Source organism: Kitasatospora cinereorecta (assembly GCF_024172095.1).
Lineage (GTDB): Bacteria > Actinomycetota > Actinomycetes > Streptomycetales > Streptomycetaceae > Kitasatospora > Kitasatospora cinereorecta.
This window is the reverse complement of the sequence record NZ_JAMZDX010000004.1, coordinates 881,608-908,496: the sequence shown is the minus strand read 5'-3', so window position 1 is coordinate 908,496 and position 26,889 is coordinate 881,608. Positions and strand designations below refer to the sequence as shown.

The 26,889-nt window shown below is 72.3% G+C and carries 29 protein-coding genes and 1 pseudogene; 14 read left to right on the top strand and 16 right to left on the bottom strand.

Going from position 1 to position 26,889, the window contains the following annotated elements; translation table 11 throughout:
• Positions 1–13: 13 nt before the first annotated feature.
• Complete coding sequence (locus tag FHR36_RS24430; protein WP_253800315.1) at positions 14–685, bottom strand: hypothetical protein; 672 nt, start codon at positions 683–685, stop codon at positions 14–16.
• A 186-nt stretch (positions 686–871) separates the two neighbouring features.
• On the bottom strand, positions 872–2,248 hold the full coding sequence (locus tag FHR36_RS24425) for an alpha-amylase (RefSeq protein WP_253800720.1): 1,377 nt from the start codon (positions 2,246–2,248) through the stop codon (positions 872–874).
• A 646-nt stretch (positions 2,249–2,894) separates the two neighbouring features.
• On the opposite strand from FHR36_RS24425, the gene FHR36_RS24420 reads away from it, so the two are divergent.
• Entirely contained in the window at positions 2,895–3,656 is a 762-nt protein-coding gene (locus tag FHR36_RS24420; protein WP_253800718.1) for a class I SAM-dependent methyltransferase, read from the top strand.
• 320 nt (positions 3,657–3,976) lie between these two features.
• Positions 3,977–4,702 (top strand): hypothetical protein, encoded by a 726-nt coding sequence (locus FHR36_RS24415; protein ID WP_253800314.1) that lies wholly within the window; start codon positions 3,977–3,979, stop codon positions 4,700–4,702.
• Between the two features lie 38 nt (positions 4,703–4,740).
• Here FHR36_RS24415 and FHR36_RS24410 read toward each other — a convergent pair.
• The 3 genes and pseudogenes from FHR36_RS24410 to FHR36_RS24400 form a co-directional block, all read right to left on the bottom strand.
• A pseudogene (locus FHR36_RS24410) lies at positions 4,741–6,011 on the bottom strand (IS256 family transposase).
• A gap of 302 nt (positions 6,012–6,313) precedes the next feature.
• Positions 6,314–6,907, bottom strand: a complete 594-nt coding sequence (locus tag FHR36_RS24405; protein ID WP_253800313.1) for an NADPH-dependent F420 reductase — start codon at positions 6,905–6,907, stop codon at positions 6,314–6,316.
• A 34-nt stretch (positions 6,908–6,941) separates the two neighbouring features.
• The gene (locus tag FHR36_RS24400) at positions 6,942–7,724 is read right to left on the bottom strand and encodes a type 1 glutamine amidotransferase domain-containing protein (RefSeq protein ID WP_253800312.1); all 783 of its coding nucleotides are present in this window, start codon (positions 7,722–7,724) and stop codon (positions 6,942–6,944) included.
• A 96-nt stretch (positions 7,725–7,820) separates the two neighbouring features.
• On the opposite strand from FHR36_RS24400, the gene FHR36_RS24395 reads away from it, so the two are divergent.
• Positions 7,821–8,699: a MarR family transcriptional regulator gene (locus FHR36_RS24395; protein WP_253800311.1), complete on the top strand. Its 879-nt coding sequence runs from the start codon at positions 7,821–7,823 to the stop codon at positions 8,697–8,699.
• Positions 8,696–9,361: a TMEM175 family protein gene (locus FHR36_RS24390; protein ID WP_253800310.1), complete on the top strand. Its 666-nt coding sequence runs from the start codon at positions 8,696–8,698 to the stop codon at positions 9,359–9,361. Before FHR36_RS24395 ends, FHR36_RS24390 begins: the two co-directional genes overlap by 4 nt.
• Positions 9,362–9,468: 107 nt before the next feature.
• Here the strand turns inward: FHR36_RS24390 and FHR36_RS24385 are convergent, their stop codons facing one another.
• Complete coding sequence (locus FHR36_RS24385) at positions 9,469–11,097, bottom strand: alpha/beta fold hydrolase (RefSeq protein ID WP_253800309.1); 1,629 nt, start codon at positions 11,095–11,097, stop codon at positions 9,469–9,471.
• Positions 11,094–12,446 carry an alpha/beta fold hydrolase gene (locus FHR36_RS24380; RefSeq protein WP_253800308.1) on the bottom strand — a complete coding sequence of 451 codons (1,353 nt, stop codon included), beginning with the start codon at positions 12,444–12,446 and terminating at the stop codon, positions 11,094–11,096. The genes FHR36_RS24385 and FHR36_RS24380 overlap by 4 nt, the downstream gene beginning before the upstream one ends.
• A gap of 553 nt (positions 12,447–12,999) precedes the next feature.
• On the opposite strand from FHR36_RS24380, the gene FHR36_RS24375 reads away from it, so the two are divergent.
• Positions 13,000–14,235: a cation:proton antiporter domain-containing protein gene (locus tag FHR36_RS24375; protein WP_253800307.1), complete on the top strand. Its 1,236-nt coding sequence runs from the start codon at positions 13,000–13,002 to the stop codon at positions 14,233–14,235.
• Positions 14,236–14,339: 104 nt separating this feature from the next.
• On the opposite strand, the gene FHR36_RS24370 is transcribed toward FHR36_RS24375, so the two are convergent.
• Positions 14,340–14,993 (bottom strand): GPP34 family phosphoprotein, encoded by a 654-nt coding sequence (locus FHR36_RS24370; RefSeq protein ID WP_253800306.1) that lies wholly within the window; start codon positions 14,991–14,993, stop codon positions 14,340–14,342.
• Positions 14,994–15,215: 222 nt separating this feature from the next.
• Between FHR36_RS24370 and FHR36_RS24365 the strand changes: the two genes are divergently transcribed.
• Entirely contained in the window at positions 15,216–15,719 is a 504-nt protein-coding gene (locus FHR36_RS24365; RefSeq protein ID WP_253800305.1) for a DUF1203 domain-containing protein, read from the top strand.
• A gap of 62 nt (positions 15,720–15,781) precedes the next feature.
• Here the strand turns inward: FHR36_RS24365 and FHR36_RS24360 are convergent, their stop codons facing one another.
• On the bottom strand, positions 15,782–16,207 hold the full coding sequence (locus tag FHR36_RS24360) for a MarR family winged helix-turn-helix transcriptional regulator (RefSeq protein ID WP_253800304.1): 426 nt from the start codon (positions 16,205–16,207) through the stop codon (positions 15,782–15,784).
• A gap of 132 nt (positions 16,208–16,339) precedes the next feature.
• Here FHR36_RS24360 and FHR36_RS24355 point away from each other — a divergent pair, with 132 nt between their 5' ends.
• The 3 genes from FHR36_RS24355 to FHR36_RS24345 all read left to right on the top strand — a co-directional run bounded on the left by FHR36_RS24355 (position 16,340) and on the right by FHR36_RS24345 (position 18,552).
• The gene (locus FHR36_RS24355) at positions 16,340–17,224 is read left to right on the top strand and encodes an MBL fold metallo-hydrolase (protein WP_253800303.1); all 885 of its coding nucleotides are present in this window, start codon (positions 16,340–16,342) and stop codon (positions 17,222–17,224) included.
• 60 nt (positions 17,225–17,284) lie between these two features.
• Positions 17,285–17,902 carry an RNA 2',3'-cyclic phosphodiesterase gene (thpR, locus tag FHR36_RS24350; protein WP_253800302.1) on the top strand — a complete coding sequence of 206 codons (618 nt, stop codon included), beginning with the start codon at positions 17,285–17,287 and terminating at the stop codon, positions 17,900–17,902.
• Between the two features lie 110 nt (positions 17,903–18,012).
• Positions 18,013–18,552, top strand: coding sequence for a hypothetical protein (locus tag FHR36_RS24345; protein ID WP_253800301.1), 540 nt, complete (start codon positions 18,013–18,015; stop codon positions 18,550–18,552).
• A gap of 75 nt (positions 18,553–18,627) precedes the next feature.
• On the opposite strand, the gene FHR36_RS24340 is transcribed toward FHR36_RS24345, so the two are convergent.
• The 3 genes from FHR36_RS24340 to FHR36_RS24330 all read right to left on the bottom strand — a co-directional run bounded on the left by FHR36_RS24340 (position 18,628) and on the right by FHR36_RS24330 (position 20,687).
• Positions 18,628–19,080 carry a hypothetical protein gene (locus tag FHR36_RS24340; RefSeq protein ID WP_253800300.1) on the bottom strand — a complete coding sequence of 151 codons (453 nt, stop codon included), beginning with the start codon at positions 19,078–19,080 and terminating at the stop codon, positions 18,628–18,630.
• A 208-nt stretch (positions 19,081–19,288) separates the two neighbouring features.
• Complete coding sequence (locus FHR36_RS24335; protein ID WP_253800299.1) at positions 19,289–19,918, bottom strand: pyridoxamine 5'-phosphate oxidase family protein; 630 nt, start codon at positions 19,916–19,918, stop codon at positions 19,289–19,291.
• Positions 19,919–20,045: 127 nt separating this feature from the next.
• A complete protein-coding gene (locus FHR36_RS24330) occupies positions 20,046–20,687 on the bottom strand; it encodes a hypothetical protein (protein WP_253800298.1) in 642 nt (213 codons plus the stop codon).
• 341 nt (positions 20,688–21,028) lie between these two features.
• Here FHR36_RS24330 and FHR36_RS24325 point away from each other — a divergent pair, with 341 nt between their 5' ends.
• Entirely contained in the window at positions 21,029–21,808 is a 780-nt protein-coding gene (locus tag FHR36_RS24325; RefSeq protein ID WP_253800297.1) for a hypothetical protein, read from the top strand.
• A 175-nt stretch (positions 21,809–21,983) separates the two neighbouring features.
• Here the strand turns inward: FHR36_RS24325 and FHR36_RS24320 are convergent, their stop codons facing one another.
• On the bottom strand, positions 21,984–22,715 hold the full coding sequence (locus FHR36_RS24320) for an alpha/beta fold hydrolase (protein ID WP_253800296.1): 732 nt from the start codon (positions 22,713–22,715) through the stop codon (positions 21,984–21,986).
• A 153-nt stretch (positions 22,716–22,868) separates the two neighbouring features.
• Here FHR36_RS24320 and FHR36_RS24315 point away from each other — a divergent pair, with 153 nt between their 5' ends.
• The gene (locus FHR36_RS24315) at positions 22,869–23,444 is read left to right on the top strand and encodes a DUF6529 family protein (RefSeq protein WP_253800295.1); all 576 of its coding nucleotides are present in this window, start codon (positions 22,869–22,871) and stop codon (positions 23,442–23,444) included.
• Between the two features lie 120 nt (positions 23,445–23,564).
• Positions 23,565–24,107 carry a COG4315 family predicted lipoprotein gene (locus tag FHR36_RS24310; RefSeq protein ID WP_253800294.1) on the top strand — a complete coding sequence of 181 codons (543 nt, stop codon included), beginning with the start codon at positions 23,565–23,567 and terminating at the stop codon, positions 24,105–24,107.
• Positions 24,108–24,194: 87 nt separating this feature from the next.
• Here the strand turns inward: FHR36_RS24310 and FHR36_RS24305 are convergent, their stop codons facing one another.
• Both FHR36_RS24305 and FHR36_RS24300 read right to left on the bottom strand, forming a co-directional pair.
• Positions 24,195–24,728, bottom strand: coding sequence for a hypothetical protein (locus tag FHR36_RS24305; RefSeq protein WP_253800293.1), 534 nt, complete (start codon positions 24,726–24,728; stop codon positions 24,195–24,197).
• A 351-nt stretch (positions 24,729–25,079) separates the two neighbouring features.
• Positions 25,080–25,526, bottom strand: a complete 447-nt coding sequence (locus FHR36_RS24300; protein WP_253800292.1) for a MarR family winged helix-turn-helix transcriptional regulator — start codon at positions 25,524–25,526, stop codon at positions 25,080–25,082.
• 59 nt (positions 25,527–25,585) lie between these two features.
• Between FHR36_RS24300 and FHR36_RS24295 the strand changes: the two genes are divergently transcribed.
• A complete protein-coding gene (locus tag FHR36_RS24295) occupies positions 25,586–25,936 on the top strand; it encodes a hypothetical protein (protein ID WP_253800291.1) in 351 nt (116 codons plus the stop codon).
• Positions 25,933–26,214 carry a DUF2568 domain-containing protein gene (locus FHR36_RS24290; protein WP_253800290.1) on the top strand — a complete coding sequence of 94 codons (282 nt, stop codon included), beginning with the start codon at positions 25,933–25,935 and terminating at the stop codon, positions 26,212–26,214. Before FHR36_RS24295 ends, FHR36_RS24290 begins: the two co-directional genes overlap by 4 nt.
• A gap of 68 nt (positions 26,215–26,282) precedes the next feature.
• Here the strand turns inward: FHR36_RS24290 and FHR36_RS24285 are convergent, their stop codons facing one another.
• Positions 26,283–26,849, bottom strand: a complete 567-nt coding sequence (locus FHR36_RS24285) for a GNAT family N-acetyltransferase (protein ID WP_253800289.1) — start codon at positions 26,847–26,849, stop codon at positions 26,283–26,285.
• Between the last annotated feature and the right edge of the window lie 40 nt (positions 26,850–26,889).

Genomic DNA, 26,889 nt, shown 5'->3' with positions numbered 1-26,889 from the left:
ACGTTGGGCTCTATCAGTGCTGCTCCGGGACGACCTCCACGCCGGCCGCGAGCATTGCGGCGGTGACCCGTCGGGCCACGTTCTCGTTGCAGATCAGCAGCACGGTCTGCGGATGGCTCCGGCGGACGGGCAGGTGGCCGCCGCCGGCTTCCTGCAACTGCCACTGGTCGAGGTCCGTGGTCCACATCGGCTCGAGTTCGACCACGGCGCGCTCGACCTCGGCCGCCTCGGCCGCGGCGCGGGCGCGGCGACCGTCCGGTGGTGTCGGCGGGGTGGCGTGCAGGGTGACACTCGTCAGGTGGTTCCGCCCGTCACCGGGCCGGATCTCCAGCTCCGGGGGCAGCTGGTCGCCGAGGGCCTCCAGCACTTCGGCGGCCGGGTACCCGAACAGGTCGACGTCGCCGAGGACGACAGGAGTGCCGCCGGGGACGCCCGACGCCGACCCGCCGCGACTCAGCACGACGGAACGCAGGAGCAGCTCGCCGGGCCGGTCCGTCCGGTCCGCATGGGCGGTCAGTTCGACGTCGCCCCAGCGGACGGTGTGGATCCAGGGGACTGCCGACACCGACCGGACGCGCCCGAGCCCCGCCAGGACCTCGGCCGTCGTCCGCTCGTCGGACCCGAAGCGGAAGGTTCCCGCGTCTGCGGGCAGTGCGACCCCGACGCCGGGCAGTAACTCGAACATCGGCCGATCGTGCACCGGGCCCGGCGCGGATGCAAGGCGGCGCTGCCACTGTCCCCGTTGTGCTCCGCGTCCGCGCGGAGTTCGCGGTGGCACTCCGCGAGGTTGAGGTCCGCCCGCCGTCCCGGCCGGGGCCCTGAGGCGATCCGCTGCCCCGGGGCCCCAGCCGTGCTCACCGCGTGGGCCGCGTCAGTTGCCCGCTCCGACGTAGAGGGCGACGGCGTCGCCCGCGCCGACGGTGGCGGTGAAGGTGCCGTTGGCGGCCACGGTGTAGCGCGGCCCGCTGCACCCGCCGCCGCTGCTCGGGTCGCCGTGCTGGACGTCGCAGTAACTACCGGCCGGCAGCGAGGTCTGGAACGTCTGCGTGATCGGCCCGGACTCGTGGTTGATGGCCACGTAGCCCTTGCTGCCGCGGCCGAACGCGATCGCGTTGTTGCCGTTGGACCACCAGTTGGTCACCGCGGTGCCGTTGACGGCGTTGCGGAACGCCACCATGTTGGCGATCTGCCGCCACTCGTGCTGGCACTTCCAGCCGTTCTGGTAGCACGCGGTGACGGTGCCGCCGTTGGGCGGGCCGGCGTCGATGTCGGTGAACTCGTAGCCCGAGTAGACGTTCGGCGACCCGTACGGCCACGCCAGCAGGTAGACGTTGGCGAGGGTGTAGGTGTTGCCGTACTTGTAGTTGAGCGTGGACCCGTTCCGCTCGGTGTCCCAGTTGTCGGTGAACGTACGCGAGTTGGCGCTCGGAAGGTAGCCGGCTCCCCACGAGTCGTTCCAGTTGCTCAGGTAGGCGAGCTTCTCGCTGCTGAAGATCCGCTTGAGGTCGTAGGCGCCCATGAACGCGTCGACGTCCCCGGTGCCGGTGTACTCGCCGGGCTGGACGGCCTCGCCGCTGGCGTAAATGACCTCCTGCACCCAGTAGATGCCCGGATTGGTCAGCTTGGCCTTGATGGCGGCGAGGTCGGCGGCCGCGATGTGCTTGGCGGCGTCGACGCGGAAGCCGTCGACGCCCTTGGCGATCAGGCTGTTGAGGTACGCGGCGATGGTGGACCGTACGTAGTCACTGCCGGTGTTCAGGTCGGCGAGGCCCGACAGTTCGCAGTTCTGCACGTTCGAACGGTCGGCGTAGTTGCTGATGTTGCTGCGGCAGGAGTGGAAGTCCTGGTCCTGGTAGTAGCCGGGGTAGTTGTACTTGGTGTACGTCGTCCCGCCGGTGCCCGTCCCGGAACCGGCGCTCATGTGGTTGATGACGGCGTCGGCGACGACCTTGACGCCCGCGGCGTGGCAGGCGCTGACCATGTTCGAGAACGCCGTGGCGTCGCCCAGCCGGCCGGCGAGCTTGTAACTGACCGGCTGGTACGAGGTCCACCACTGGCTGCCCTGGATCTGCTCCTGGGGCGGCGAGACCTCGACATAGCCGTAGCCCTTCGGGCCGAGGAAGTTGGTGCACTCCTTTGCCACGGAGGCGTAGGACCATTCGAACAGCGTGGCGGTGACGGTCTTGCTGCCGGGCGTGCTCGCCCCGGCGGTCGTGGGGGCGGTGAGCAGGCCCGCGCCGGCAGTCAGCGCGGCAAGAGCCGCGGCGGTGGCGCGCCGGCCGGACCTGCGCGGTGCGCGGTGCCCGCGCGGCGCGGGACTGCCATGGTCGAGGTCATGCACGGTGTCTCCTGTGGGGGCGGGAGCGGTGCAGATGGGAGCGGTGCGGGGTGGGGCAGTTGTGGGCGCAGCCGGAACCGACCTCCGGCCGGGAGGCGGCGGGACGGCACAGCACGGCACGCCCAGTGGGGGAGGGGCCCGCGCCTTGCTGCAAGCTCATTGAAACTTGCTGGAAACTTTCTGCCGCAGACCGTAGGGGCGGTGACGAGCGCCCGTCAAGGGCCTTGCCCGCGGGGCCCGTCAGCCTCCGCTGACGGGCCGTCGGGGTGGGCGATGCTGCTTGTGCGAAGCGCGCCTCGGAGTGCGGCGAGCGTCCGGCTGCTGAAGCCGTCGCAGGCGGGCTCGGGCTCGATCCGAGGAAGACGTGGGCAGCGGTCGTGGCCTCGCTGGTACGCGGCACGCTGCTGGCGACCCCGTCGCCCGCCTCACCCGCAACCGGCTCCAGGACGCGGGGGGCGACGGCGCATGGCGGCGCGCCGAGGAAGAGGCTTCCTGGCGCGGCGCTACCGTCGTGCGGGTGACAGGAATCAATGCCGACCGGCGGTGGTCCGAGTCCATGCCGGCGGCCTATGAGCAGTACCTCGCGCCCGTGGTCTTCCAGCCGTTCGCCGAGGACCTGAGCGCCCGGGCGGCGGCACTCCACCCCGGGCGGGTCCTCGAACTGGCCGCGGGAACCGGCGTGTTGACGTCAGCCCTGCTCGCAGCCGTACCGTCGGCCGAGGTGACAGCCACCGACCTGAACGAGGCCATGGTCGCTTTCGGGTCCACCCGCGCCCCGGGCGCGGTGTGGCGCCAGGCAGACGCACAGCGGCTGCCGTTCCCGGACGGAGGTTTCGACCTGGTGCTCTGCCAGTTCGGCGTGATGTTCTTTCCCGACCGCATCGAGGCCTTCACGGAGGTTCGCCGGGTCCTGGCCCAGGGCGGCCGGTTCCTGTTCAACACCTGGGGCCCGCTCGGGACGCACTCGTTCGAAGTCGCGCTGCAGGCCGGGCTGGAGCGGGCCTTTCCGGTCGACCCGCCGCGGTTCCTCCCGACGGTTCCCCACGGCTACGCCGACCCCGCTGTCGTGGCCGCTGATCTGGCGGCCGCCGGGTTCGTCGTCGAGGACGAGCAGGAGCTGACGCTTCAGGGCCGGGCCACGTCGATCGTCGACCTTGCCACCGGGTATCTCACCGGGACACCAGTGCGCGCGGCCGTTGAGGAGCGCGGCGACCTGCCGGCCGTCCTGGCCACCGTCATCGAGGAGATGACGACCCGGCTGGGCCCGGGGCCGGTCACCGCTCCGATGACGGCGTACGTTTTCCGCGCTGCGGCCTGAACGCAGGACGCGCCATCGCCAAGGATGGGTGTGAGTCGACCTCGACAGGGCGCGTCGTAGGTGCGGTGCCTGGTCTGGCCGGTCCTGGACCTGCCCGGACTGCATCACCGCATGTCCCGATTGCCTTCTTGCGGGCCGAGAGCAGGAACGCCGCGTCGGCGGGCACGTACGGCCGACGGGAAAGGCCGGGTCAAGGCGGGTCAAGCCGACACCAAGACGTTGCCGGGGCGCGGTAGGGTCCGCCGGGGGCGAGGCACTGCCTGTACGTCACTGGCCGCCGTCGCCCCTCGCCCATGTCGTCGGACCGTTCGGAGAGTGTTGTGGGGAACCCGGCTCGGATAGCCCTGGTCGGCGCGGCCATTCCACTACTGGCGCTTTCGACCGCAGGGTGCACCCCCGCAGCCAAGGGCACGAACCCGGGAGGCCGCGCCGCCGCGTCGCCGTCCCAGGTCGCGCCCGCCCCGGCCGGCAGCGCCGGCGCGGTGGCGATACCGGTCGGCGCCGGGCCGAAGGCGGCGTACCTGGCCCAGGCGCAGCCGGCGCCCGGCTCGTGCCACTACCGGTACACCGCCGACAAGCAGCCGCTTCCCGATACGGCCTGCACCCCGGGCGCCACCAGCCCCGCGGTGACCCAGGCGAACATCAACGACACCATCTGCAAGCCCGGCGGCTACACCTCCGCCATCCGCCCGCCGTCGAACATCACTGGCAAGGAGAAGGCCGACAACGCCAAGTCCTATGGGTACAGCGGACCGGCGGGCGACGCCGAGTACGACCACCTGATCAGCCTCCAGCTCGGCGGAGACCCCAACGACCCCAGGAACCTGTGGGTCGAGCCACCCTCCCCGGACCACGTTGCCGGAAAGGGCCCCAACAATCCCAAGGACTCGGTGGAGACCCACCTGCACACCGCGATCTGCAAGGGCCAGACCACCCTCGCCGCCGCCCAGCAGGCCATTGTCACCGACTGGACCACCGCCGAGGCGAAGCTCGGCATCAAGCCCGCCGGAATGGCCACGCCCGACGCCTCGACCGACGGCGACTGACGCGGACGTGTCAGTGATCTCGTGTAAATCGTGCAGGGTTACTGAACGCTGAGCCGGTCCTCGAAGAACAGCGAGAACTGGTTCAGCGCCTGCTTCCAGTGTGCGGCGACGTGGTTGGCGTCGCGCGCCTTCGGGTTGATCTGCTCCCGGACCGCGAGGTAGAGCACCTTCAACGCGGCCTGTTCCGAGGGGAAATGGCCGCGCGGTTGCGGGTTGCCTTCCGCAGCCGGGAGTTGATCGACTCGACCATGTTCGTCGAGTAGACGACCTTCCTTATCGATGGCGGGAACGCGAGGTAGGGCGTGAACTCGCTCCAGGCCGCGCGCCAGGTGCGGACCACGGCCGGGTAGCGTTCGCCCAGCTCGGAGACCGTGAACGCGTCGAGGGCCTGTTCGGCTGCCTGCTCGGTCGGCGCGGTGTAGATCGCCCGCAGGGCCGGCACGAGCCTGGGGTGGTCCCTTGCCGACGACAGGCGCAACGACGCGCGGATCAGGTGAATTACGCAGGTCTGGACCGTGGCGCGAGGCCAGGTCGCGGTCACTGCGTCGGGCAGGCCTTTCAGGCCGTCGCAGGCGACGATGCACACGTCCTCGACGCCGCGGTTGCGCAGTTCGGTGAGCACGGCCATCCACGTGGTCGCGCCCTCGCCCTCGGCGCCGACCCACAGGCCCAACACGTCCTTGCGACCGTCCATGTCGACGCCGACGGCCAGGTAGACCGGCTTGGAGACCACCGCCCCGGAGCGGATCTTCACCCACAGCGCGTCGATGTAGATGATCGGCCAGACCGCGTCCAGTGGGCGGTTCTGCCAGCTCACGAGCTCGTCCACGACCGCGTCGGTGACCTTGCTGATCAGGTCCGGGCTGACCTCTACCCCGTAGATCTGGGCCAGGTGGGAGCGGATGTCCCGCACCGACATCCCGCGCGCATACAGGGACAGGATGCGGTCGTTGAAGCCCGCCAGCCGCCGCGCGTTCTTCGGCACCAGCTGCGGCTCGAAGTCGCCCTTGCGGTCCCTGGGCACCGCCAGCGTGACTGCCCCGACGTCCGTCAGCACGGTCTTGGGCGACGTCCCATTGCGGGAGTTGCCCGACCCGCGGCCTGCGGGATCGTGCTTCTCGTAGCCGAGGTGCTGGGTCATCTCGGCTTCCAGGGCCCGTTCCAGCACGGCCCTGGTGATCTCCGTCAGCAGCCCGCCCTCACCGAGCAGGGCCGCCCCTGAGGCGTCGGCGCGGTCCATCAGCCGCTCGACGACCTCGTCGACCAACACGTCCTCGGCCGCCGAGGCGACCGGTTCCTTGTCCGCCATGACTCGTCCGTCCCGCCTGGCCAGAGAACCCGAGGTCGAGTCCCCGGCCAGGCTGTCACATCACGGACTTACGCGATCTTTCAGACACGCTCACTGACGCTCACCCGCTGGCCCGCGCCAGGACCGCCGCGAACGTGGTGCCGGCTGGCTACTGGCCGCTGGCCGCGGTGGGGCGGTACGAGCACCGCCGTGTCGGCCGATTCGGGCCCTGCCCGCTAGACGGTGTGACCGAGAGCGCCGGCTGCGTTCGTGTGCGGGGCCCCGCGGCGCGGGGGAGGCCGCGGGGTCCGGGTGGTGGAGTGTCAGTGGGTGAGGGTGTGGAAGGCCAGTCGGCGGCCGTGGTCCTGGGTGACGGCCAGGGCGAACCACAGGCGCAGGACGCCGTCCACGGTGTCGTGCTGTCCGTCGCCGAGGTACTGCGGGCGCAGGCCGACGGCGGTGATGAGGGTGTCGAGGGTCGGACGGTCGGCTTCGGGGGCGGAGTAGTACATGTCGGCGGGTGTGCCGTGGAAGTCGGGTTCGGCGAGGTTTTCGCCGCCGAGGGTGTTGAAGGCGCGGGCGTAGCGGGCCCCGGGGGCGTGGCGCGCTATCAGGTCCGCGTGGTGGGCCACCGGGCCGGGGATGGTGTTGGCGGCGTCGACCACCAGCTTGCCGGTGAGGGCTTTGCCGTGGGTGGTGAGGAGTTCTTCGAGGGCGGTGGCGGGAACGGCGAGGACGACGGTGTCGGCCTGGGCGATGGCGTCGGCGACGCCGGTGGTGCGGGCGCCGCTGTCCTGTGCGGCGGTGTCGGTGTCGGGGGTGCGGGAGCCGAGGGCGGTGGGATGTCCGGCGCGGGCGAAGGCCCGGCCGAGGGTGCCGCCGATGAATCCGGTTCCGATGACTGCGACGGTGGTCATGGGGTGTCTCTCCTCGAGGACGTGGTAGGTGCGGTCAGGCGCCGATGGCGGCGATGACGGCCTGCGCGACCTTGCGGCTGGAGTACTGCTGCTGGCCGGTGACGAGGCGGCCGTCCCGGACGGCGAACGGCTTGAACAGGCCGGCGCTGATGTAGTTGGCGCCGCGTTCCCGCAGGGCGTCTTCGACGCGCCAGGGCATGATCTGTACGCCGGCGGCCCGGTTGCCGTACTCCTCCTCGAGGTTGGAGAAGCCGGTGAGGGTACGGCCGGCGACCAGGGCGGTGCCGTCGGCGAGGGTGCAGTCGACCAGGGCGGCGACGCCGTGGCAGTAGGCGCTGACGACCTTCTCGGCTTCCCAGAAGGCCCGGACGGCCCGGTGGAGGGCCGGGTTGTCGCGGAAGGTGAACATCGGGGACTGGCCGCCGGCGATCAGCAGCGCCTCGTACCGGTCGAGGTCCAGGCTGTCGAGAGCGGGGGTGTCGGCCAGGAGCGCGGCGAGGGCGGGGGTGTTCACGAAGCCCATCGTGATCAGATCCTCGGCCGACCACCTGGAGGGGTCGCGGGGGTCGGACAGGGCGTCCATCTCGACCTTTCCGCCGGCGGGGGAGGCGATGGTGACCCGGAAGCCGGCCTCGGTCAGCTCGTAGTAGGGGTGGGTGAGCTCGGCCCCCCAGAAGCCGACGGGCCAGTGGTTGTTGCTGCTGACGGTCGGGTTGGCCACGACGATCAGGACCTCGCGGGGGCGGTCGGTCAGGGTGTCGACCCGCAGGTGGTGGTCGGGCGAGGCCGAGGTGACATGGACGTTGGTGTCGGGCATGACGAGGACCTTCCGGCAGGTGAGCTGGTTTGCTCGAACTGATTGCTTGGACTCAAGCAATCATCTCAACGGAAGAATTCCCCTAACATGGAATCCATGGCAGACAAGGGCGAGCCGGTACGCGACAGCGTCGACGCCATCCTCGAACAGTGGCACCACGAGCGCCCCGACCTGGAGGTGGCGCCGGTCGGGGTGGTCACCCGCCTGGCACGCGTCCGCGCCCACCTGGACGGCGCGCTCGCCGAGGTGTTCGCCGGGTTCGACCTGACGCCGGCCGACTTCCAGGTCCTGGTCAACCTGCGCCGGACGGGCGCCCCCTACCGGCTGGGTCAGGCCCGGCTGATGGAGTCCCTCGGGTTGACGTCGGGCACTGTGAGCGTGCGCCTGGCCCGCCTCGAACAGCGCGGCGTCGTGACCCGCGAGCCGGCCCCGGGCGACAAGCGCAGCTACACCGTCCGCCTCACCGAGGAGGGCCTGGAGCTGTTCGACCGGATCGCCCCGGTCCACCTGGCCGGCGAGGAGCGGCTGCTGTCCGCCCTCACCCCCGACGAGCAGACCCGCCTCGCCGACCTGCTGCGCCGACTCCTCGCCTCCTTCGAACACACCGGACCGCGTGCCCCGCAGGTGTGGGGCATGACCCTCGAACCCGCCCGCGTCGCCCGGCTCCGCCGTGCCGCAGTCGGCCTGACCGACCGCATCGGCCTGCTCGTCAGCCACGTCGCCCCCGACGGTCCCGCCGCCCGGGCCGGCATCCGCCCCGGCGACCTGATCGTCCGCCGCGGGAGCGCCGACGTACGCACCTGCGAGGACCTCGCCGCCCACCGCGAAGGCCCGGTCGCACTCGGGCTGCTGCGCGGGGACCAGCCCCTCGACGTTGCTCTCGAGCCGACCGACCCCGACCTGACAGATTCCGACCCGACCGACCCCGACGCGACCGACCCCGACCCGACCGATTCCGACCCGGAGACAGCATGAGCCAGGACGACCCCTCCACGACCGGCGCGGCCGCCCCGGCGGCGGGCTTCAGCACCAGCCGCCTGGAGGCGTTCAGCGACGGCGTCTTCGCCATCGCGATCACCCTGCTGGTCCTGGACCTGAACGTCCCCGAGCCGGACAGCCTCGACGGGCAGTCGCTGACCTCGGCGCTCGCCCACCAGTGGCCCGCCTACTTCGCCTACCTGGTCAGCTTCCTCGTCATCGGCATCATCTGGATCAACCACCACGCCATGTGCGCCCTCGCGCGGCGCGTCGACCGGCGGACCCTGTTCGCCAACCTGTTCCTGCTGCTGACCGTCTCCGTCATTCCCTTCCCCACCCGCCTGCTCGCCGCCTACCTCACCGCTCCCCACGGCGACGCCGAGACCGCGGCGGCGATCTACGCCCTGACCATGGTCGCCATGGGCATCGCGTTCACGCTCCTCTTCCTGGCGTTCACCCGCGACGCGCGCACCCTGCACACCCCTGTCTCGCCCGAGGCCAAGCGCGCCGCGATCCGGCGGTTCGGCTTCGGCGGGCTGTGCTACCTCGCCACCGTCGGCCTGGCCTACGTCAGCCCGGTCGCGATGCTCGCCACCCATGCCGTCCTGGCCGTCTACTACTGCTTCGACCAGCTCGCCCCGGTCCGGACCGCACGGTGAGGGCGTGGGGCGTGTCGGTGATCTCCCGGGTGCAGTGGGCAGCACCGGCCGGGTGGTCGTCGGCCGGTGCGTGCGTCAGGAGCGATGGGCCGGTCGGCCGGTCGGGTTCACGTTCCGATCTCGAACTCCGGCGGCTGGAGGCAGTCGAGGCACTGCGTGTCCGGCGCGGTCGGGGTGTCGAAGAAGGAGGTGGTGATCGACTGTGCGCACGGTGAGTCGGCGAAGACCACGTGGGCGACGTACGGGACGGTGACCTCGGTGGAGCGGCTCAGAGTGCGGGCGGCGTACGGGCCGCTGCTGGGTGCGGTCTGGGAGTCGAACCCGCCCGACAGGACCAGCGTCGGGATGTCGCTGCGTGTCACCTTCCGGACCGAGCGCGGTGCCGCGGGCACGTCCCAGGCGCGGCAGTCCTCGTGGAGGAAGGCGAGTCCCGGAGCGTTGGCCAGGACGGACTCGGGGAACGACGGGAACGCCTCGCGTCCTGCCCGGATGACGTCGGCCTCGCTCTCGAACGGTGTCCATTCGCTGCAGAAGACCCCGTAGGCGAGCCCGTGCGAGAGCCTGCCGAAGGCCTGGGGGCTGAGCTTGCCTCCTGCCCACTGTTCGGCGATCCGCTGCGGATTGCCGTGGGCCAGCTCGTCGATGGACCGGGGGACGCCGGCCGCCAGGTGGCTGGCGAAGGTCAGCCAGCTCACCAGGACCCCGCCGTCCAGGACGACCTTCACCGGCTCCGCGTGGTCCGGGACGGTGACGGTGGTGGTGACCGGTCGGGCCTCCAGCTCGCTGACGAGGCGTTCGAAGGTGGACTTGAGGTCCGGGTAGCGGTCGTTGCAGGCGGGCTGCTCGGCGCAGGCGGTGAAGATGCCGTCGAAGCCCTCCCGCGCGGCTTTCCAGGTCACGGCCCCGCCGGCGAGGGACGGCGGCAGGATGCCGTCGATGCCGACGGACCGGAGGCCTTCCGGGTGCAGGCGCTGGTAGAGGAGGGCCAGGTCGGTGCCGTAGGAGATGCCGAAGACGTTCCACTGCCGGATGCCCAGCGCGACCCGTAGGTCGGCGTAGTCGGCGGCGCTCTCGGTGCTGTTGTACGCGCTGAGGTCGACGCCGCGGCTCGCCAGCCGGTCGCGGCAGGCCCGGGTCGCCTCGACGTGCAGGCGCCCGGTGGAGGGCGCGCCGTAGACGAGGCCGAGCGCGTCGGCGTTGAACTGGTCGATGTTGGGGCAGGTGAGCGCCGGGTCGGCCGAGTAGGTGCCCCGCTGGGACATGAAGATGACGTCCCGGTCGCGGTTCAGGCCGCCGCCCAGCGCCAGCGGGATCTCGGAGACCGCGTCGTCGCCGGGCCCGCCGGCGAACCACACGATCGGGTCCCGCGCGGGTCTGCTCGCTGCGGCGGGCACGACGGCGACGCCGAGGGTGATCGTGCGCCCGGTGGGCCGGGCGCGGTTCTCGGGCACGGTGAGGGTTCCGCAGCGGGCGCTCTCGAGAGCGGGAACGGGGTCCGCCGTCCGCGGACAGGGGCCCGGCTCGAAGTGGGCGCGGCCCGCGGTCCGGGCGGCCGTGCCGAGCGGCGGTTCGCTGCCGGACGCGGCCCGGGCGGGCAGCCCGGCGAGGCCGACGACGAGGACGCCGGTCGCGGCGCCCGCCAGCGCGGTCCGCAGCGGTCGTACGGCGCGCAGCGGTCGTGCGGTGAGCAGCGGTCGCGCGGTACGCCGTCGGCGGGGCGGGCGGATGGACATCATGGGGTCTCCGGTTCGGGGGTGATGGTGAACGGCTTCGGTGCGAGTCCGGCCACGCAGGCGGTGTCGGGCGCGGTCGGACGCGCGAGGAAGGAGGCCAGGACGTCCGCCGCGCACGGCGACTGGGGCACCACCCAGTGGCCGATCCCGGGGATCAGCACGGTGGTCGAACGGGGCAGCGTGCGGGCCGTGTACGCGCCCCAGCGCGCCCCGCTCTTCGCATCGAAGGTGCCGGAGAGGACGAGGGTCGGCACCGCGCTGTAGGTGGCGACCCGCTGGACGGCGGTGCGGTCCGGGACGTCCCAGGCGCGGCACACCCGGTGCTCGAAGGGAAGCTGCGGTGCCTGGGCCAGGACGGTGTCCGGCCAGCCGGGGAAGGCCCGGCGCCCCGCGTCCAGCAGATCGGCCTCCGAATAGCCCGGGACCCATTCGCTGCACGCCACGGACTGCGTCAGGCCGTGGGCGAACTCACCGATGACCGGCGTCGCCTCGGCGGCGCGGACCCGCGCGAAGCGCTCCGGATTCCCGTGGGCGAGTTCGTCGAGCGCCGCGGGGACGTCGACGGCCTTGACGGCATTGGCGACCAGCAGGTTCACCAGCGTGCCGCCGTCGAGGACGACGTCCACCGGCTCCCCGCCCGCCGGCGGCTGCGCCGTCAGCCGCAGCGGATGCGCCTCCAACCGCCGGACCTGCTCCGTCAGCAGGTCCGGCAGGCCCGGGTAGCGGCTCGCACAGACGGGCTGGGCCGCGCAGGCCGCGAAGATCGCGCCGATCCCCTCGCGGGCGCTGTCCCAGGTCCACGGCAGGCTGACGATCTGCGGCGGCACGACCGAGTCGATCGCCACCGAGCGGATCCCCTCGGGGTGCAGGCGCAGATAGGTGAGGGCCAGCTCGGTGCCGTACGAGTACCCGTAGACGTTCCACCGCCGGATGCCCAACGCCCTGCGCAGGTCGGCGAAGTCCGCGGCGTTCTCGGTGGTGTTGTAGGCGCTGAGCTCGACCCCGTCCGCCGCCAGCCGGTCGCGGCACTCCTTCGCCGCCCGCACCAGGCGCCGCCCGGTCGACGGTGCGTCGTAGACCAGCCCCACCGCGGCCGCGTTGAACCGGTCGAGCTCGGGGCAGGCCAGGTTCGGCTCCGTGTGGAGCGTCCCGCGCTGGGCCATCACGACGAGGTCGCGGTCCCGGTTCACGCCGGAATCGATCAGGAAGGGGATGCTCCCGAACGCGTCACCGCCGGGACCTCCCTCCATGAAGACCACCGGGTCGGCGGCCGGCGCCGCCGATGCGGCCGGAATGATCGCGACGGCCAGCCGGATCGTCCGCCCGCCGCGTCGCCCGCGGTTCTCGGGCACCTCGAGGAACCCGCACCGCCCGGGGACCGGCTCCGCCGTCTGCGGGCAGGCGCCGGGCACGAACCGCGCCGAACCCGCTGACACGTCCTCACGAACGGGCGGCGACAGAGCACCGCTCGGCGCCGGGCCCGCCCCGGCCAGGAGGACCACCGCACCCGCGACCAACGCCGCCCTGGTCGACGCACCCCGTAAGCGACCGCGCGCGTACCGGCGCTGCACACGCCGCCGCACCAAGGCGCCGATCCCGCGGACGGGCGGCAGACCGTCCTGCTCCCTGCCCTGCTCCACCTTGTGACTCCGTCTCTCTGACGCCCCGTCCGCCCCGGACAGGGGAGGCCCGCGTGGATGCGCGCGCCACGCGGTGCGGGCGCGCACTGACCAGCCTGCGCAGGTGGGGAGAGGTCCACCAGCCATGGGCTCCACATGGAGCAGGCCCCGCCGCCGGGACACGCGGGGGAGCGCCTGCGGAAGCGGCCCGCGGACGCCCGCCCGCATACGATCGGGAGCACTCCGCCGCCGTCCGGTCGCGCACCGGGGGAAGACAGGTGCGCGCGTGATCGCGCTGGTCGTCAGCATGGCAACGCTCTTCGCGTGGGCCCTGGTGGCCGGGCGGCTCGTCCGCTGGAGCATCACCGCCCCCGTCGCGATGACCGCGGCCGGCGTGGTGCTGACGGTCGGCCCGCACCCGCTGGTCACCGTCAGCCTGACCACCTCGGACGCCGAACGCGCTGTCGAGATCATTCTCGCCGTGCTGCTGTTCACCGATGCCATCGCCGCGCCGAAGGGCGTCGTCCGTGCGCACCGCCGCCTGCTCGCCCGGCTGTTGCTGGTGGCCCTGCCGCTGACCGTCCTCGCCGGAGTGCTGGTCGGCGGACTGCTCTTCCCGTCCGGACGCTGGTGGCTGGTGGCCCTGTTCGCCGTGGTGACCGTCGCCGTCGACCTGGCACCCGCCGCCGAACTGATCAAGGACGGCCGGCTGCCGTCCTGGCTGCGCGGCGTCCTGACCGTCGAGACGGGCCTCAACGACGGCATCCTCGCCCCCGTCTTCCTGTTCTTCCTGGCCGGCGCCGAGGCCTACGGCGACAGCGGGACGCCCTCGGGGGAGCCACTGGGGCGCGCCCTCGACGCCGTGTTCTGGGCCGTGGTCGCCGGCGTCCTGGTCGGCCGGCCCGGCGGCCTGCTGCTGCGCCGCGCCTGGCGGGCCGGCTGGACCAGGCCCTCCGCCGTCCGGCTCGGCATCCTCGCGCTGCCGCTCGCCGCCTACGGCCTGGGCATCCTGCTGGACGGCAGCGGCTTCATCGCCGCCTTCGTCGCCGGGCTCTGCTTCGCCCGCGAGGCGCGTGCCCTGCCGGCCCACGCCCTCGACCTGGTCGAGGACGTCGGCGCGCTGCTCTCGCTCGCCCTCTGGTTCGTCTTCGGCGAACTCGTCACCCAGGCGTTCACCGGGGACTTCGACGGCCGGGTGGTGGCGTACGCCGCCCTGTCGCTGACCGTCGTCCGCGTCCTCCCCGTCCTGCTCGCCCTGCTCGGCAGCGGCCTGCGCCGCGCCGACCGCCTCCTGCTGGCCTGGCTCGGCCCCCGCGGCATGGCCACCATCGTGTACGGCCTGCTCGCCTTCAACGGCCTCGCCCCCGTCGACCCGCACGCCGCCGATCTGGTCGGCCAGTTGATGACCATGACCGTCCTGATGAGCCTCGTCCTGCACGGCCTGACCTACGGGCCCGTCGCCGCCCGCTACGCGCGCTACGCCGGACGTCCCGACGGCTCCGACCCGGACGGCGCCGGGTGAGGTCGCGTCAGGATCCGGATGTCGCTCGTGCCGTACCCGCCTCGTCCGGCCCGATCGCACACGCCTGCACCAGCGTTTCGGCGGCAGTTGCTCGGCCGCCAGCCTCAACCGGCGCCGCCGCGCCAGATGTTGGCGAACGCCGCCTCCTCGATGGCGCGGCGCTGCCGTACGGCGTCCAGCTCCTGGACCGCGTCGTTGACCGCGGCGAGGACGGTGGCCACGTCGTCGTCGGTGATGTCCGGTTGCCGGCCTGGTGGCAGCCCTTCGACGCCGACGGCTGCCGCGAGGGCGGTGAGGACGGGCTCGCGCGACTCCCAACGGTCCAGCGCCGCACGGCGTCCGGCGGCGTCGGTCGGCGTCGGGCCGCCGGGCTGCGCCGCGTTCGCGCGGTGGAAGCGGGGGCGGCGGGCCGGGCCGCCGGTTCCGGGCGCTGTCCCGATCGCGCTCCCGAGCGTGGCCGCGAGCGCGGCTGCGTAGGCGGCGGCGAGTTGGCGGCCCCGCCGCCACAGCCAGTCCTCGACCGTCTCGAACGGCGGCTGTCGGACGACCGCCGCCGCGGCCTGGGCCAGCAGCCCGTCGGCGACGGGCGTCGGACCGCCGGGCAGGATCCGGGTGTCGTCCAGCTGGACGGCCCGGATGTCGAGCAGATCGATCAGCTCGGCGCCGGCGAGCGCCAGCGACAGCTCGCCCTGCTCCGGCGGTGGGCCGGCCCCCGCCTCCAGGGCGACGACCAGCAGGTCCTGCGGTGTGGTGTCCATCGGTGACCCGATCTCCGGCGGATTCGACGGCGGCGCGTGGTGCGGTGCGGGTGCCTGCTGCCAGTCTGCCTCGCCGGCGCCGCCACCGGAGGCCGAATCCCCGACGCCGCGCCCGCCCACCCGGGAGGCCCACCCGCCCGCTCGTCCGGATGCGCGGCCGCGCCGAAGGCGCCGTCGGATTCCCGCCAGCACGCCGCGGCCCGCTGCGCGAGGCTGACGGACATGACCAGGACCTACCGACCCCGGCCCATCACCCCTACCGCCCTGCAGCAGCTCCGCGTCCGCGACGACGCGGGCCGTCCGACGACCCCGTACCCCGACGGCGAGGGCGGCGCCCCGCTCCGCTGCTGCCTGCGCCCGAGCACCGTCGGCGACCGGATCGCCCTCGTCAGCTACGCCCCGCTGCGCCGGTGGGCGGCGGAGACGGGCGCCGAGCCCGGGGCGTACGACGAGCAGGGCCCAATCTTCATCCATGCCGAGGACTGCGGCGGTCCGGACGCGGGCGCCCTCGGCTACCCGTGGGCCCGCCCCGGCGCCCTGCGGGCCTTCCGGCGGTACGACGGCCGCGGGCACATCACGGGTGGCCGCCTGGTGGAGCTGACCGAGGACGCCGACGCCTGCTTCGACCGGGCCCTCGCCGAGGCGTTCGCCGACCCGGAGACCGTCCAGGTCCACGTCCGGGCCGTCGAGTACGGCTGCTACCACTTCCGCGTCGACCGGCCGTGAACACTCGCGCGCCGCTCCCGCCCCCGCCCCCGGTCCCCGCCAAGGGCAGGACCGGGGCGGGTTCAGTGGCCGATGGCCTGCTCCAGCAGGCGGTGCAGGGCCTGCTGGTCCTGCGGGGCGAGGCCGGCCAGCGGTGAGCCCTCGGTGAGGCGTTCGAGCAGGCGCGTGCGCAGCTCGGCGCCCTCGGAGGTGAGGACCAGGTGCTTGGCGCGGCGGTCGGTGGGGTGCGGGCGGCGCTCCACCAGGTTCTGCTGCTCCAGCTTGTCGATGACGAAGGTGGTGTTGGAGGGCTCGCAGCTCATCCGTTCGGCGAGCTCCCGCATGGTCATCGGCCCGCTCATCTCCCGCAGCGCGGTGGCCTGGGCCGCGGTGAGCCCCAGGGCGGCGGCGTGCTCGCGGACGTGCTCGGCGATTCGCTGGGCCAGCCCGGTCACCAGGCCGCACAGTTGCCGCTCGGCGATGACCTGTGGCTCCGGTGACGTCGTCATGCTGCCACCCTATCAATTCCGTCAAGTCATGATAATTGCAGCTTGAATGGTTCAAGCTTGATGCTTATGGTGGGTGCTGCCGCCACGGGAACGCCGGGCGGCGAGCTGACGACGACTCACAGGGCGGGAACCATGAACGATCTGACGCAGGAACGACAGCCGCGACTGAGCCGACCGGCCGGCATCCGCTCGCTGCGGCTGGGCGACCTCAAGGTCTCGTACGTGCCGGACGGCGACGTCCGCCTGCGGCCCCTGGCCCTCCTCCCGGCCACCACCGACGAGGTGTGGGCCGCGCACCCCGACCACCTGGACGAGGACGGCCACCTGGTCGGGAGCGTCGGCGCCCTGCTGGTGGAACGGGACGACCGGGCCCTGCTGATCGACACCGGCTTCGGCCCGAAGGCCCTCGCGTTCCCGGACGGTCCGCTGGCCGCGCTCCACGGCGGTGCGCTCCTGCAGAACCTCGCCGACCTCGGCCGCGCCCCCGAGGACATCGAAGCGGTGGCGTTCACCCACCTCCACGTCGACCACATCGGCTGGGCCTGCCACCCGACCCCCGGCGACGGCGGGTCGGTGTTCGCCCGCGCGGACCACCTGATCTCCGGGCCGGAGTGGGACGGCCGCGACCTCCTCGAAGCCCAGGGCATGACCGAGCAGGTCGCGGCCCTCGGCCGGCGCGTACGGACGATCGAGGACGGGCAGGAGGTCTTTCCCGGCGTCCGGGTGCGGATCGTCCCCGGTCACACCGTCGGGCACGCCGAGTACGTCATCACCGGCGGCGGACGGCGACTGATCGCCTTCGGCGACGCCATCCACGCGCCGATCCAGATCGACCACCCCGACTGGTCCTCGACCTTCGACCACGAGCCCGCACGGACCGCGGAGCAGCGCCACCGCCTCGTCGCCGAACTGGCCGAGCCCGGAACGATCGGCTTCGGCGTCCACCTCGCCGACGTGGTGTTCGGACACGTCCGGCAGGACGGGAACGGGCCCGCCTGGCGACCGGTGGATGCCTGACCCCCGCCGGGGGACCCCCGGGGCCGCCGGCGGCCTGCGGCGGGGTGGTAGAAATCCGTGGTGGACGATCACCCCGAGCCCTCGACCCTGCGTGTCTTCGTGGCACTGGCCCCGCCCGACGACGCCAAGGACGAACTGGCCCGGGCCCTGGAGCCCGCCTGCACGGGGTACCCGCGGCTGCGCTGGAACCGCATCGAGGACTGGCACATCACCCTGGCCTTCCTCGGTGAACTACCCTCCACCGCAGTGCCGTTGCTGCAGACGGTGCTGGCCGGCCGGGCGGCGTCCCACCCCGCCCTGCAGCTGAGCCTGCGCGGCGGCGGCCACTTCGACCAGCGACTGCTGTGGAGCGGAATCGACGGCGACCTGGACGGCCTGCACCTGCTCGCCACCGACGTCCGGGCACTGGTCCGCTCCTGCGGGATCGACTTCCGGGAGCGTCCGCTGCAACCCCACCTGACCCTGGCCCGGGCGCGCCGCGACGATCCCACCAGCGTGCCGCAGGCCGCGGCCGGACTCGCCGGATTCGCGGGCCGGCCGTGGCGGGCCGAGCACCTCCACCTGGTCGGCAGCAACATCGGCCGCGGCCCCGGGCCGATCCGCTACCGCGACATCGAGGCCTGGCCGTTCGGCACCGCGATCCGGCCGGGAGGCCCCGGCGCCCCCGCCGGACCGTAGCCGCCCGGTGCCGCCCGGGAGCGCCGCTCGCTGCACGCCGCTCCTCCGGTCCTCGGGCCGGCGGCGAAACGGTCTGGTGTTCGACGGGGTGAATAGGTTGGAATACGGGGGTGGATGCGAGCAGTGCGGCGGTCTTCGGGGCCGCGGTCGGGGCGTTGGGTGGCCTGGGCGGGGGAGTCGTCGCGGCGGCCGGTCAGGCCCGGCAGCAGCGGCGACAGCATGACCGGGAGCGGCAGCGCTGGCGGGACGAGGTCCGACGCGCCGCGTACGGCGGCATCCTGACGGCGACGAAGCAGCTGTCGAACGCGCTCTGGAAGGCCGCCGACCAGCTTGCGCAGCGCGATGCGGATCGGGCCGAGTGGCAGGCCCGGCACGAGGACGTCCACAACGCCTGGACCCAGTTCAGCGCCGCGGTCGCCGACGTCGGCGTGGCCGGGCCCCAGAACGTCGTGGACGCCGCGGAGGACCTGCGGCACGTGATGTACGACTGGGAGATGATCTGCACCGCCTGGACGCACACCGCGATACGCGAGGGCTCCGGCCACGTCGGCGACTTCGCCGACCGGTTCAAGGCAGCGGCCGGCGCCAAGAGGGCACCGGACCGCGCCTTCCAGGTCGCCGCCCGACGGGCTCTCGGCACGAACGACTGAGAAAGCCGCCCCGAGCCCGCCGCTGTGACTCCCGCTCGCGGCGCGGCCCGGCCGCCGATTCGGCGCTCCCCGCCCTCAAGGGGCGTTGCCGACATCCTGCGAGAACCGGTCGGTGAACTCATGGACCGCCTCCTCGACGGGTATGACCGCGCTGAGCGTGGTCCCGGCCTTGCCGGCGCCCGCGTTGCGCACGCAGTCGCCCGCGACCGTCTCCATCTGGCCGAGCGCCCGGTCCCAGCTGGCGCGGGCGACCTCGTCGGGCATCGGGCGGTACGCCTTCGCCGCCTTCACGTCGTCGAGCACCTGGCGGCAGTGTTCGGCGTTCGTGGGCGACGGATCGCTCGCCCCAAGCAGCGTCTTCACGTCCTGCGCGATGGCGGTGGCATGTTGCCCGCCGCCCTTCTTCGCCCAGGTCGCCATGGTCTCCTTGTCGTCGGAACAGCCGGCCAGGGAGGTGATCAGTACGGCCGCGGTGACCGCGGCGAGAGCGCCGCGCCCGGCGGGGCGCGGGAGGATCGACATCTTCATGGAGCTCCTTCTCGTCAAGGGTCCTGAGAGTCTGTCAGCTTCGTGTGACAGTCGGGCAGGCCGGCTGCGGCACGCGACGGGACTGGCGTTGGGCTCGTAGAGCAGGACGGGCGCGTCGAGGTGGAGGCAGCCGACAGCGGCATGCCTCACGCAGCCCCGGTCCAGGACGGGCAGTTCGACGCCCATGGCAACGCTTGCCCTTCGTGGCTCAGGTGTAGAGGCCTTCGTCGTACCGGGGGCCGTAGTGGCGCTCGAGGTCTTCGAGGGTTTCGGGGCGGTGTTCGAGGGTCTTGGCGATCACGGCGCGCGACGGGGCAGCGTCGGGGTTCCAGGTGGCGGTCTTCCAGAGTCCGGCGCGCAGCAGGGCTTTCGGGCAGTGGTAGAAGACTTCGTCGATGTCGACCAGGAGGGCCAGACGGGGGCGGTTGCCCTTGACCGTCATGCGGTCGAAGAACGGGGCGTCGCGGAGGATGCGGGCGCGGCCGTTGATGCGGAGTGTGTCGGCGCGGCCGGGGATCAGGAAGAGCAGGCCGACGTGGGGGTTGGTGAGGATGTTGCGGAACCCGTCGGCGCGGCGGTTGCCGGGCCGGTCGGGCAGGGCGATCGTGCGGTCGTCGAGGACGTGGGTGAAGCCGGCCGGATCGCCCTTGGGTGAGGTGTCGCAGCTGCCGTCGGCCGCCGATGTGGAGATCAGGCAGAAGGGCGAGGCGGCCAGCCACTGCTTGTCGTGGTCGTGGAGGCTGGTCCGCACTTTGTCGGCGGCTGTCGGCGTCGGTTCTCCGAGCAGCTCGCTCAGCTCGTCTGCCGACGCCACCTCGACCAGGCCTGGGACGTCCATGGCCGGCACCCCCTCGAACTCGATGCATGATCCTCGGCAGAGGGTAGACGAACCTACGCAATGGCCCGTCGGGGGCAGGCCGTTCGGTGCCTCGCACGGGCGGTCCCGCGCGAGACACCGACTTCCGTCACAGCAGGTCGAGGTCCTGGAACTCGAGTCCGTCGGGGCCGAGTTGGGTGTTCTCCGCGTGCTCCTGCATCCGGGGGCCGTACTCGGGATGGTCCATCAGGCCGGTGTAGGTGTCGAAGTCCAGGTCGATGACGCCCGCGAGGTCGGCGAGGTAGACGTCGAGGCCGGGGTACATCACGGCGACGTACGGCAGGTCGTCGATGTCGGTGACCAGCACCGGGTACTCGCCGGTGGAGTCGGGTCGGCCGAGGTAGAGCAGGCGGCGGGAGTCGCTGCCGCCGACGAGCGGAAGGCACGGCGACGGCAGCAGCGTCTCGAAGTCGCCGAACATGCCGACCATGACACCGCCGGTGCCGTACATCCACTCGGCCGTCTCGCCGAGCGCGCGACCCTCGAGGTCCGGCGCCCGCTCGTCGTCGTACCAGCCGATGTCGCTCAGCCAGGAGCTGTCGAAGGCGAGCCACCGGCGCAGGCTCGGCGGGAGCGGCCGGTCGCCGGCCAGCCGCAGGCGGTCGATCACCTCGGGCGCGAGCGGCACGGGTTCGGTGATGTCCGGCGCGTCGGCGGAGGGCCAGCCGTCCTGCGTGACGTGGGCGATCACCCGGTCGATCAGGGCTGCTCCGTGCATGCTCTCGTTCATGGGCGGCACCCTCCCACACCGCGCCGACAGCCGGCGCGGAACGGTCCGGGTGACGAGGTGAGGCCTTGATGCCGTCGCCGGGCGATACGGATCTGATGGGACGTCACATTCCGTGACGGGTGCGACGGTTGGAGTAGCGGCCGAACTCGGACAAATGCGCACCATGGATCATCAATAAGATCATCTGCGATAGGTGAGACGTTCGTGGACAGAGTCGTCCTTATGGTTGACCAGGTGAAGTATCAAGCTCTGATCTTGCTCAGATCCACTGTTCCTTCACACGCACAAGCCATATGTTCATAGTCATGCGAATCAAGGCACGTGTACTCACGGGAATTTCCATGGCCGCGGTTGTGACCGCCTGCCTCACCGGCACGGCGAATGCGGCCGACGGCGACTCGGCGATATCGGACGCGGTGGCGAAGCGGGCGGTCTACGAGGCTCACCTCGCCAATCTGGAAGCGGCTCCGGTCACCGCGGCCGAGGCGGCGGTCTACGCGGAGACCCAGACCTTCAAGGCCGCGGCCGAGAAGAACGGCGAAACCTCCGACAAGATCAGCGCACTGCTCTCCTCCGGCGACTGGGTCGCGTACGCGACCGAGACCACCACCACCATGGACGACCCGGGCAAGCCCGTCGTCACCGCACCGGGCGCGCTGCTCCCCGGTGAGACGGCCGGCGCCGACGCCGGTGACGCGGCGGACCCGAGCGACCCGATCGTGGCGCTGACCAAGTGGTGCTACCAGGGCAACGGCCCGACGGTCACCGTGACGGCGAAGAACGCCGCAGGCGCCAAGCTCTGGTACTACCAGGTGGGCGAGCAGTACTGCTACAACGGTCGGACGGTCACCAACCACGATGCCGACCCGTACGTCAACCACAAGGTCTACACCTGGGCGCAGGCGCTCGGCTGGTCCTGGGAGGGTCAGGACCTGACCGGCAAGAAGGGCCCGTCCTTCTACACCTGGAACAACAACGCCAAGGGCGGCCTGCAGACCTGGCGCAAGGGCACGATGAAGTACGACCCCACCCACGTCGAAATCGGCAGCTTCCAGAAGTTCCCGTGGGTCCACCTGTACGAGCGTGCCAACGGCACGTACACCTACAGTGGTGGGTACTAGGAAGAAAGCGGAGGGGGAATTCGGGCGCCATTGCTCGAAGGATGGCCGTGAATTCATCGGCCGGTCCGGGTGGCGCCGGTCCATTCTCCGCTCAGTGGGAGTGATGCAATGAAATGCGGGGCCCCGATCGGTCGACCGGTCGGGGCCCCGGGAATTCCGGCTCGGGTGAGGGGATTCACGTCTCGAGGGTCTTGGCGGCGTCGCGGATGACGTCGAGGACGAGGTCGGGGTGGGAGAGCATGGGCACGTGGCTGCTGTCGACGGCGTATGTCTTGGCGCCGATGCGTTCGGCGGACGAACGCTCCAGGTCCGGGGGCACGGTGCGGTCGTTGTTCGCGACGATGTACCAGCTCGGCTTCGTGCGCCAGGCCGTGCCCGGCACCTGCTGGGCGAACAGGTCGGGCACCGGTACGGCGCCCGTCGCGAGGACGAGCTTCTGCTCGGCCGGAGGCAGATCGCCGCAGAAGTCGCCGATACCCGACTCGAGGAGCCAGATCCGGCCGTCGGCGACGTCGATGTGGTCGAACACGGGCGTCTGCGGGAACCTGTCCAGCTGCTCCTGCGAGGTCTCGCCCTCGTCGGGGGCGAGCGCGGCGATGTAGACCAGGGCGCCCACCCGGTCGTGGGTGCCGGCCTTGGTGATCAGCGTGCCGCCGTAGGAGTGGCCGACGAGCACGACCGGCCCGGGGACGTGCTCGATGGAGCGGGTGACGCAGGCGACGTCGCCCGCGAGCGAGTCGAGGCCGTGCTGCGAGGCGGACACCTCGTGGCCTTCGGCCTGGAGTGCGGGGATGAGCTTGCTGAAGCACGACCCGTCGGCCCACAGTCCGTGGGCGAAGACGATGCTTGCCTTGCCGGCCATGATGTCCTCCGTCGTGGTGTCGAGTCCTTCGTGGTGTCGAGCCACGACGCTACCTCGCGGTGGGTGGTGGACCGGTGACTCTCCGCTCGCGAGTCGTCGTGCGATGTGCCCGGGTCGAGGTCGTCGGCGCGCCTGATGGACGTGGGGCGGAGCCGGTGGCAGATGGTGAGGGACCGCCGATCGTCCCGAGGAGTGCCGATGCGACCGACCGTTCCCGACGACCTGCCCCGGATCCGGCCGTGGCAGGTGCTGCTGTGGGCGCTCCTGCCGGTGGCGGTCACGCTCGGCCTGTACTGGTTCGGCCGCGCCCACACGCCCGACTACACCAGCAGCATCTTCGGCCAGGAGGGCGACGACGCCAACCGGCTGAAGGCCCAGCTGGGCACCGCACTGTTCGGCCTGGCGCTGGTCCAGGTGGTGCTGGCGCTGTGGATCTACGGCCGGCTGCCGGGCGCGCCCCGGCCCGCGCCGGGGCCCGTGCCGAAGGTCCACCGCCTGGTCGGGCTGCTCGCCTTCCTGGTCTCGCTGCCGATCGCCGAGCACTGCCTGGTCACCTACGGCGTGCAGCTGACCAGCCCCCGGGTGGCGCTCCACTCGATCACCGGGTGCGTGCTCTACGGCGCGTTCGTGGCCAAGGTGATCGTGGTGCGGCACCGCCGGCTGCCGGGCTGGGCGCTGCCGCTCGCGGGCGGTGTGCTGGTCTGCGCGATCGGCCTGATGTGGTACTCGGGCGCGCTCTGGTACCTGAACGGCTACCAGGTCCCCGGGCTCTGAGACCGCAGCAATTTTCCGTGTGCGCGGATGAACGGTCGCGGCCTGCGCCCCGTACTGGGGGGTGGGCCGCTCGCCAGGCCGCCTATCGCGGCCGGTGGCCCGCCGGAAGGAGCGTCGACCATGCGACGTCTCGTCTGGGCAGCCGGGCTGCTGCCCGCCCTCGCGCTGGGAGCCGCGGCCTGCGGCGGCAGCGGCGGCAGCGGCGGCTCGAAGGCCGCCCCGGAGCCGGCCACCTCCTCCCCGCCCGCCGTGTCCTCCCCGGCGCCCGGCTCGCAGTCCTCGGGCCAGGCCGCGGCGACGGGGACCCTGGTCGCGGTGAACGGCTCGAAGCTCGGCATGATCCTCACCGACAGTCAGGGCCGCACGCTGTACCTCTTCGAGAAGGACAGCGCGACGATGTCCGCCTGCGACGGTGCCTGCGCCACCGCCTGGCCGCCGCTGACGACGACCGGTACCCCGCAGGCGGGCGCCGGAGTCAGCGCCGCCGATCTGGGCACCCTCACCCGTGCCGACCACAGCGTCGAGGTCACCTACCACGGTCACCCGCTCTACTACTACTCCGGGGACCAGAAGGCCGGTGACACGAACGGCGAGGGCTCGACCGCGTTCGGCGCCAGCTGGTACGTCCTCAACCCCAGCGGCAACAAGATCGACAACGACTGAGTCCCCGGGGGCGTTGGGTCGGAGGCCCCGCTCGGGGTGGGGCCTCCGGGGGGTGGCGCGTCCGGGGGTGGCGCGTTCGTGAGGGTGTCAGGCGAGGCCGACGGCCTGGAGGGCGGTGGTCCAGTCGGTGGCGATGGCGTCCTGGGCGTCGGCGAGCGGGACGGTGCCGACGCAGACGGCCTTCTTGAGGCGGTTCTCCACGGTGTCCTTGGAGTACGCGGTCACGCCCGCGCCCGTGTCGTACCGCGGCTCGGGCCACAGGTTGGCGGGGTCCTTCGGGGCGCCGCCGAGCTCCAGCGGTATGAGGTGGTCCTCCTCGTAGTCGGACAGGCTGGTGTCCTCGTAGCCGTAGGCGGCGATCTGCCGGGTCTTCAGCGCGTTGGTGTACGAGGTCGAGGGGCGGACGGTCGCGGTCCAGCCGGAGACGCAGATCGTGGAGCCGATGGTGTCCTGGGTGACGTCCGGATTGGTGGCGCCCGGGGTGCAGGACGAGTCGGGAAGCGGCAGGTAGTCCTGGCTGCAGGACCCGGCGGCGTGGGCGGACCCGCTGCCGAGGGCGAGGCCGCCGACGGTGAGGGCGAGGGCGGCGAGGGGGGTGGACAGACGTCGCGCGGAGGACATGGGGAGCTCCGTGATCGGGGCGGCCCGGCATTCGGTGGAACCGGGCAGGTGTGCACATGACATCAGCCGCGACGGAGCGCCCGGAAGGCTGCTCGTGCGAAGTCCTGATGACTGATCAGTTACCGCTCGGTCAACGCGCGGAGACCGCCTCCGAGCTGCGCGCTTTCAGCGACGTCCGAGGGGCGGGACCGGCCCCTGGCGGGGACCGGGAGCATTCGGTGCGGGCCGGCTGCAACGGATCTGCGGCGGCGGTGCTGTCGTCCGGCCCCGTTCCGGCCGCCTGGCGCCGCCCCGGATGCCCTGCCGGGCGCGGGCTCCCGCCGGCTCGACGTCCGGGCTCCGGATCGGGGGTCAGTGCGGGAGGTGCCGCGCGCCGAGGGTGCGCAGGCCGGTGGTGAGAGCGGAGCGCTGGGCGTCGGTGAGTCCGGCGGTCAGTTCGGCATCCGTGGCCTCGGCGGCCTCCGCGCAGCGGGTGAGCAGGTGTCGGCCCTCGGCGGTCAGGGTGAGGGCCTGGCGGCGGCGGTCCTCCGGGTCGCGGACGCGTTCGACCGCGCCGAGTTCCTGCAGCTGGTCGGCGAGCGCCACGATCAGGCTCGGGGCAACGCCGAGGCGGGTGGCCAACTCCTGCTGGGAGGCGGCCGATCCGGCGTCGAGTGCGGCCAGCAGGCCGGCGTGCTTGGGCTTGAGTCCGAGCGCCTCGACCCGCGCGGCGAAGCGGTCGGACGCCAGGGCGCCGAGGGTGCCCAGGTTGAAGACGACGGTGGCGCGCAGCGCCGCCGCTCCCTTGACATCGCTCATGACGAGAATGATACCTTCTCAATATCGTTCACAGCTCGAATGATTTAGGGGGAGATGGGATGGATGTTCTCTCGGCAGTCAACGCCCTGGCCGCACTGGTGAGTGCGGGATCGAGCGTGGCGGGGGTGTGGCGTCCGGGCCTCGGCCTGCCCGCGGGCGAACCGGTCACGCTCGGGGCGCACGTGTACGCCAGGGCGTACGCGGCGCGAGCGGTGCCCCTGGGACTGGCGACGGCGGTGGCAACGGCGGTCGGCAGCGCGGCGGTGGCCTGGCCGATGCTTCTCGTGTCCGGCGTGGCCCAGGTCGGGGACTCGGCGATCGGCTTCCGGCAGCGGAACCTCGGCATGGGGTTCGGGGCCGGTGCGTTCGCGGTGCTGCACCTGGTCTCGGCCTGGTGGGTGGCCCGGTGAGCGGGCTGACGGTGGTCGATGTGCTGGCGTTCGGCGCGGAACTGGCCGTCTACGCGGCGGCCGCTCGGTGGGCGTGGCGCCGGCCCGGCCGGCGCCCCGTCCGGCTGATCGGTGCGGTGGCGGCCGTGGCCGGACTCGCCGTGCTGTGGGGGCAGTTCGCGGCGCCCACGGCGGACCACCCCCTGCACGGAGCGGCCCGAGTGGCGTTCGAGATCTGCTGGTTCGGCGCCGGTGCGGCGGCGTTCTGCGCGGGCACCGCGAGGCTGCGCAGGCGCTGACGCGGTGCGCGCGCCGTCCTTGGGCGGGGCCCCGCGGCGGCCCGCGGTCGCCTGGGGGCCGTAGGGGGTCAGCGGTGGGTGCGGATGTGGAGGTGGCCGTCGTGCGGGAAGTCCGGGGGTGCCGCAGGAAGCGTCGAGGCAAGGGGGAAGCGGCATTTGTCGGCGACGCGGCAGGACGCGGTGTTGTCGACCTGGTGCAGGAGTTCGAGGTGGAGCAGCCCGGCGTCGGCGAAGGTACCGAAGGCCCAGTCGGCCGTCGCCTCCAGCGCGCGGGGGGCGACGCCATGTCCCCGGGCGTACGCCGCGGTCCAGTAGCCGACCTCCGCCGACTCCGACCCGGGAAGGACGCCCTTGACGACCACGTGCCCCACCAGGCGGCCCTCCGTCCGGCCGTCCGGGGATTCCAGGACGGCGAACGAACGGCGGTCGCCGGCCTCCCATCCGCGCTGCTGGGTCAGGACCCACTGTTCGGCGCCGGCCAGGTCGTCGATGCCCGCGCTGGTCCAGCGGCGCAGGGCGGCGTCCTGGTACAGGTCGACGAGGTGGATCGCGTCCGCCTCCGTCCAGGGGCGAAGGACGAGCGCGGGCGCGGTCGGCGTGGCGGCTGCCGTCAGCCGTGTCGTGATCTTGTTCACCGGCCGAGCATAGGCCCCTTCCCGTCCCGTCGGACGCTGT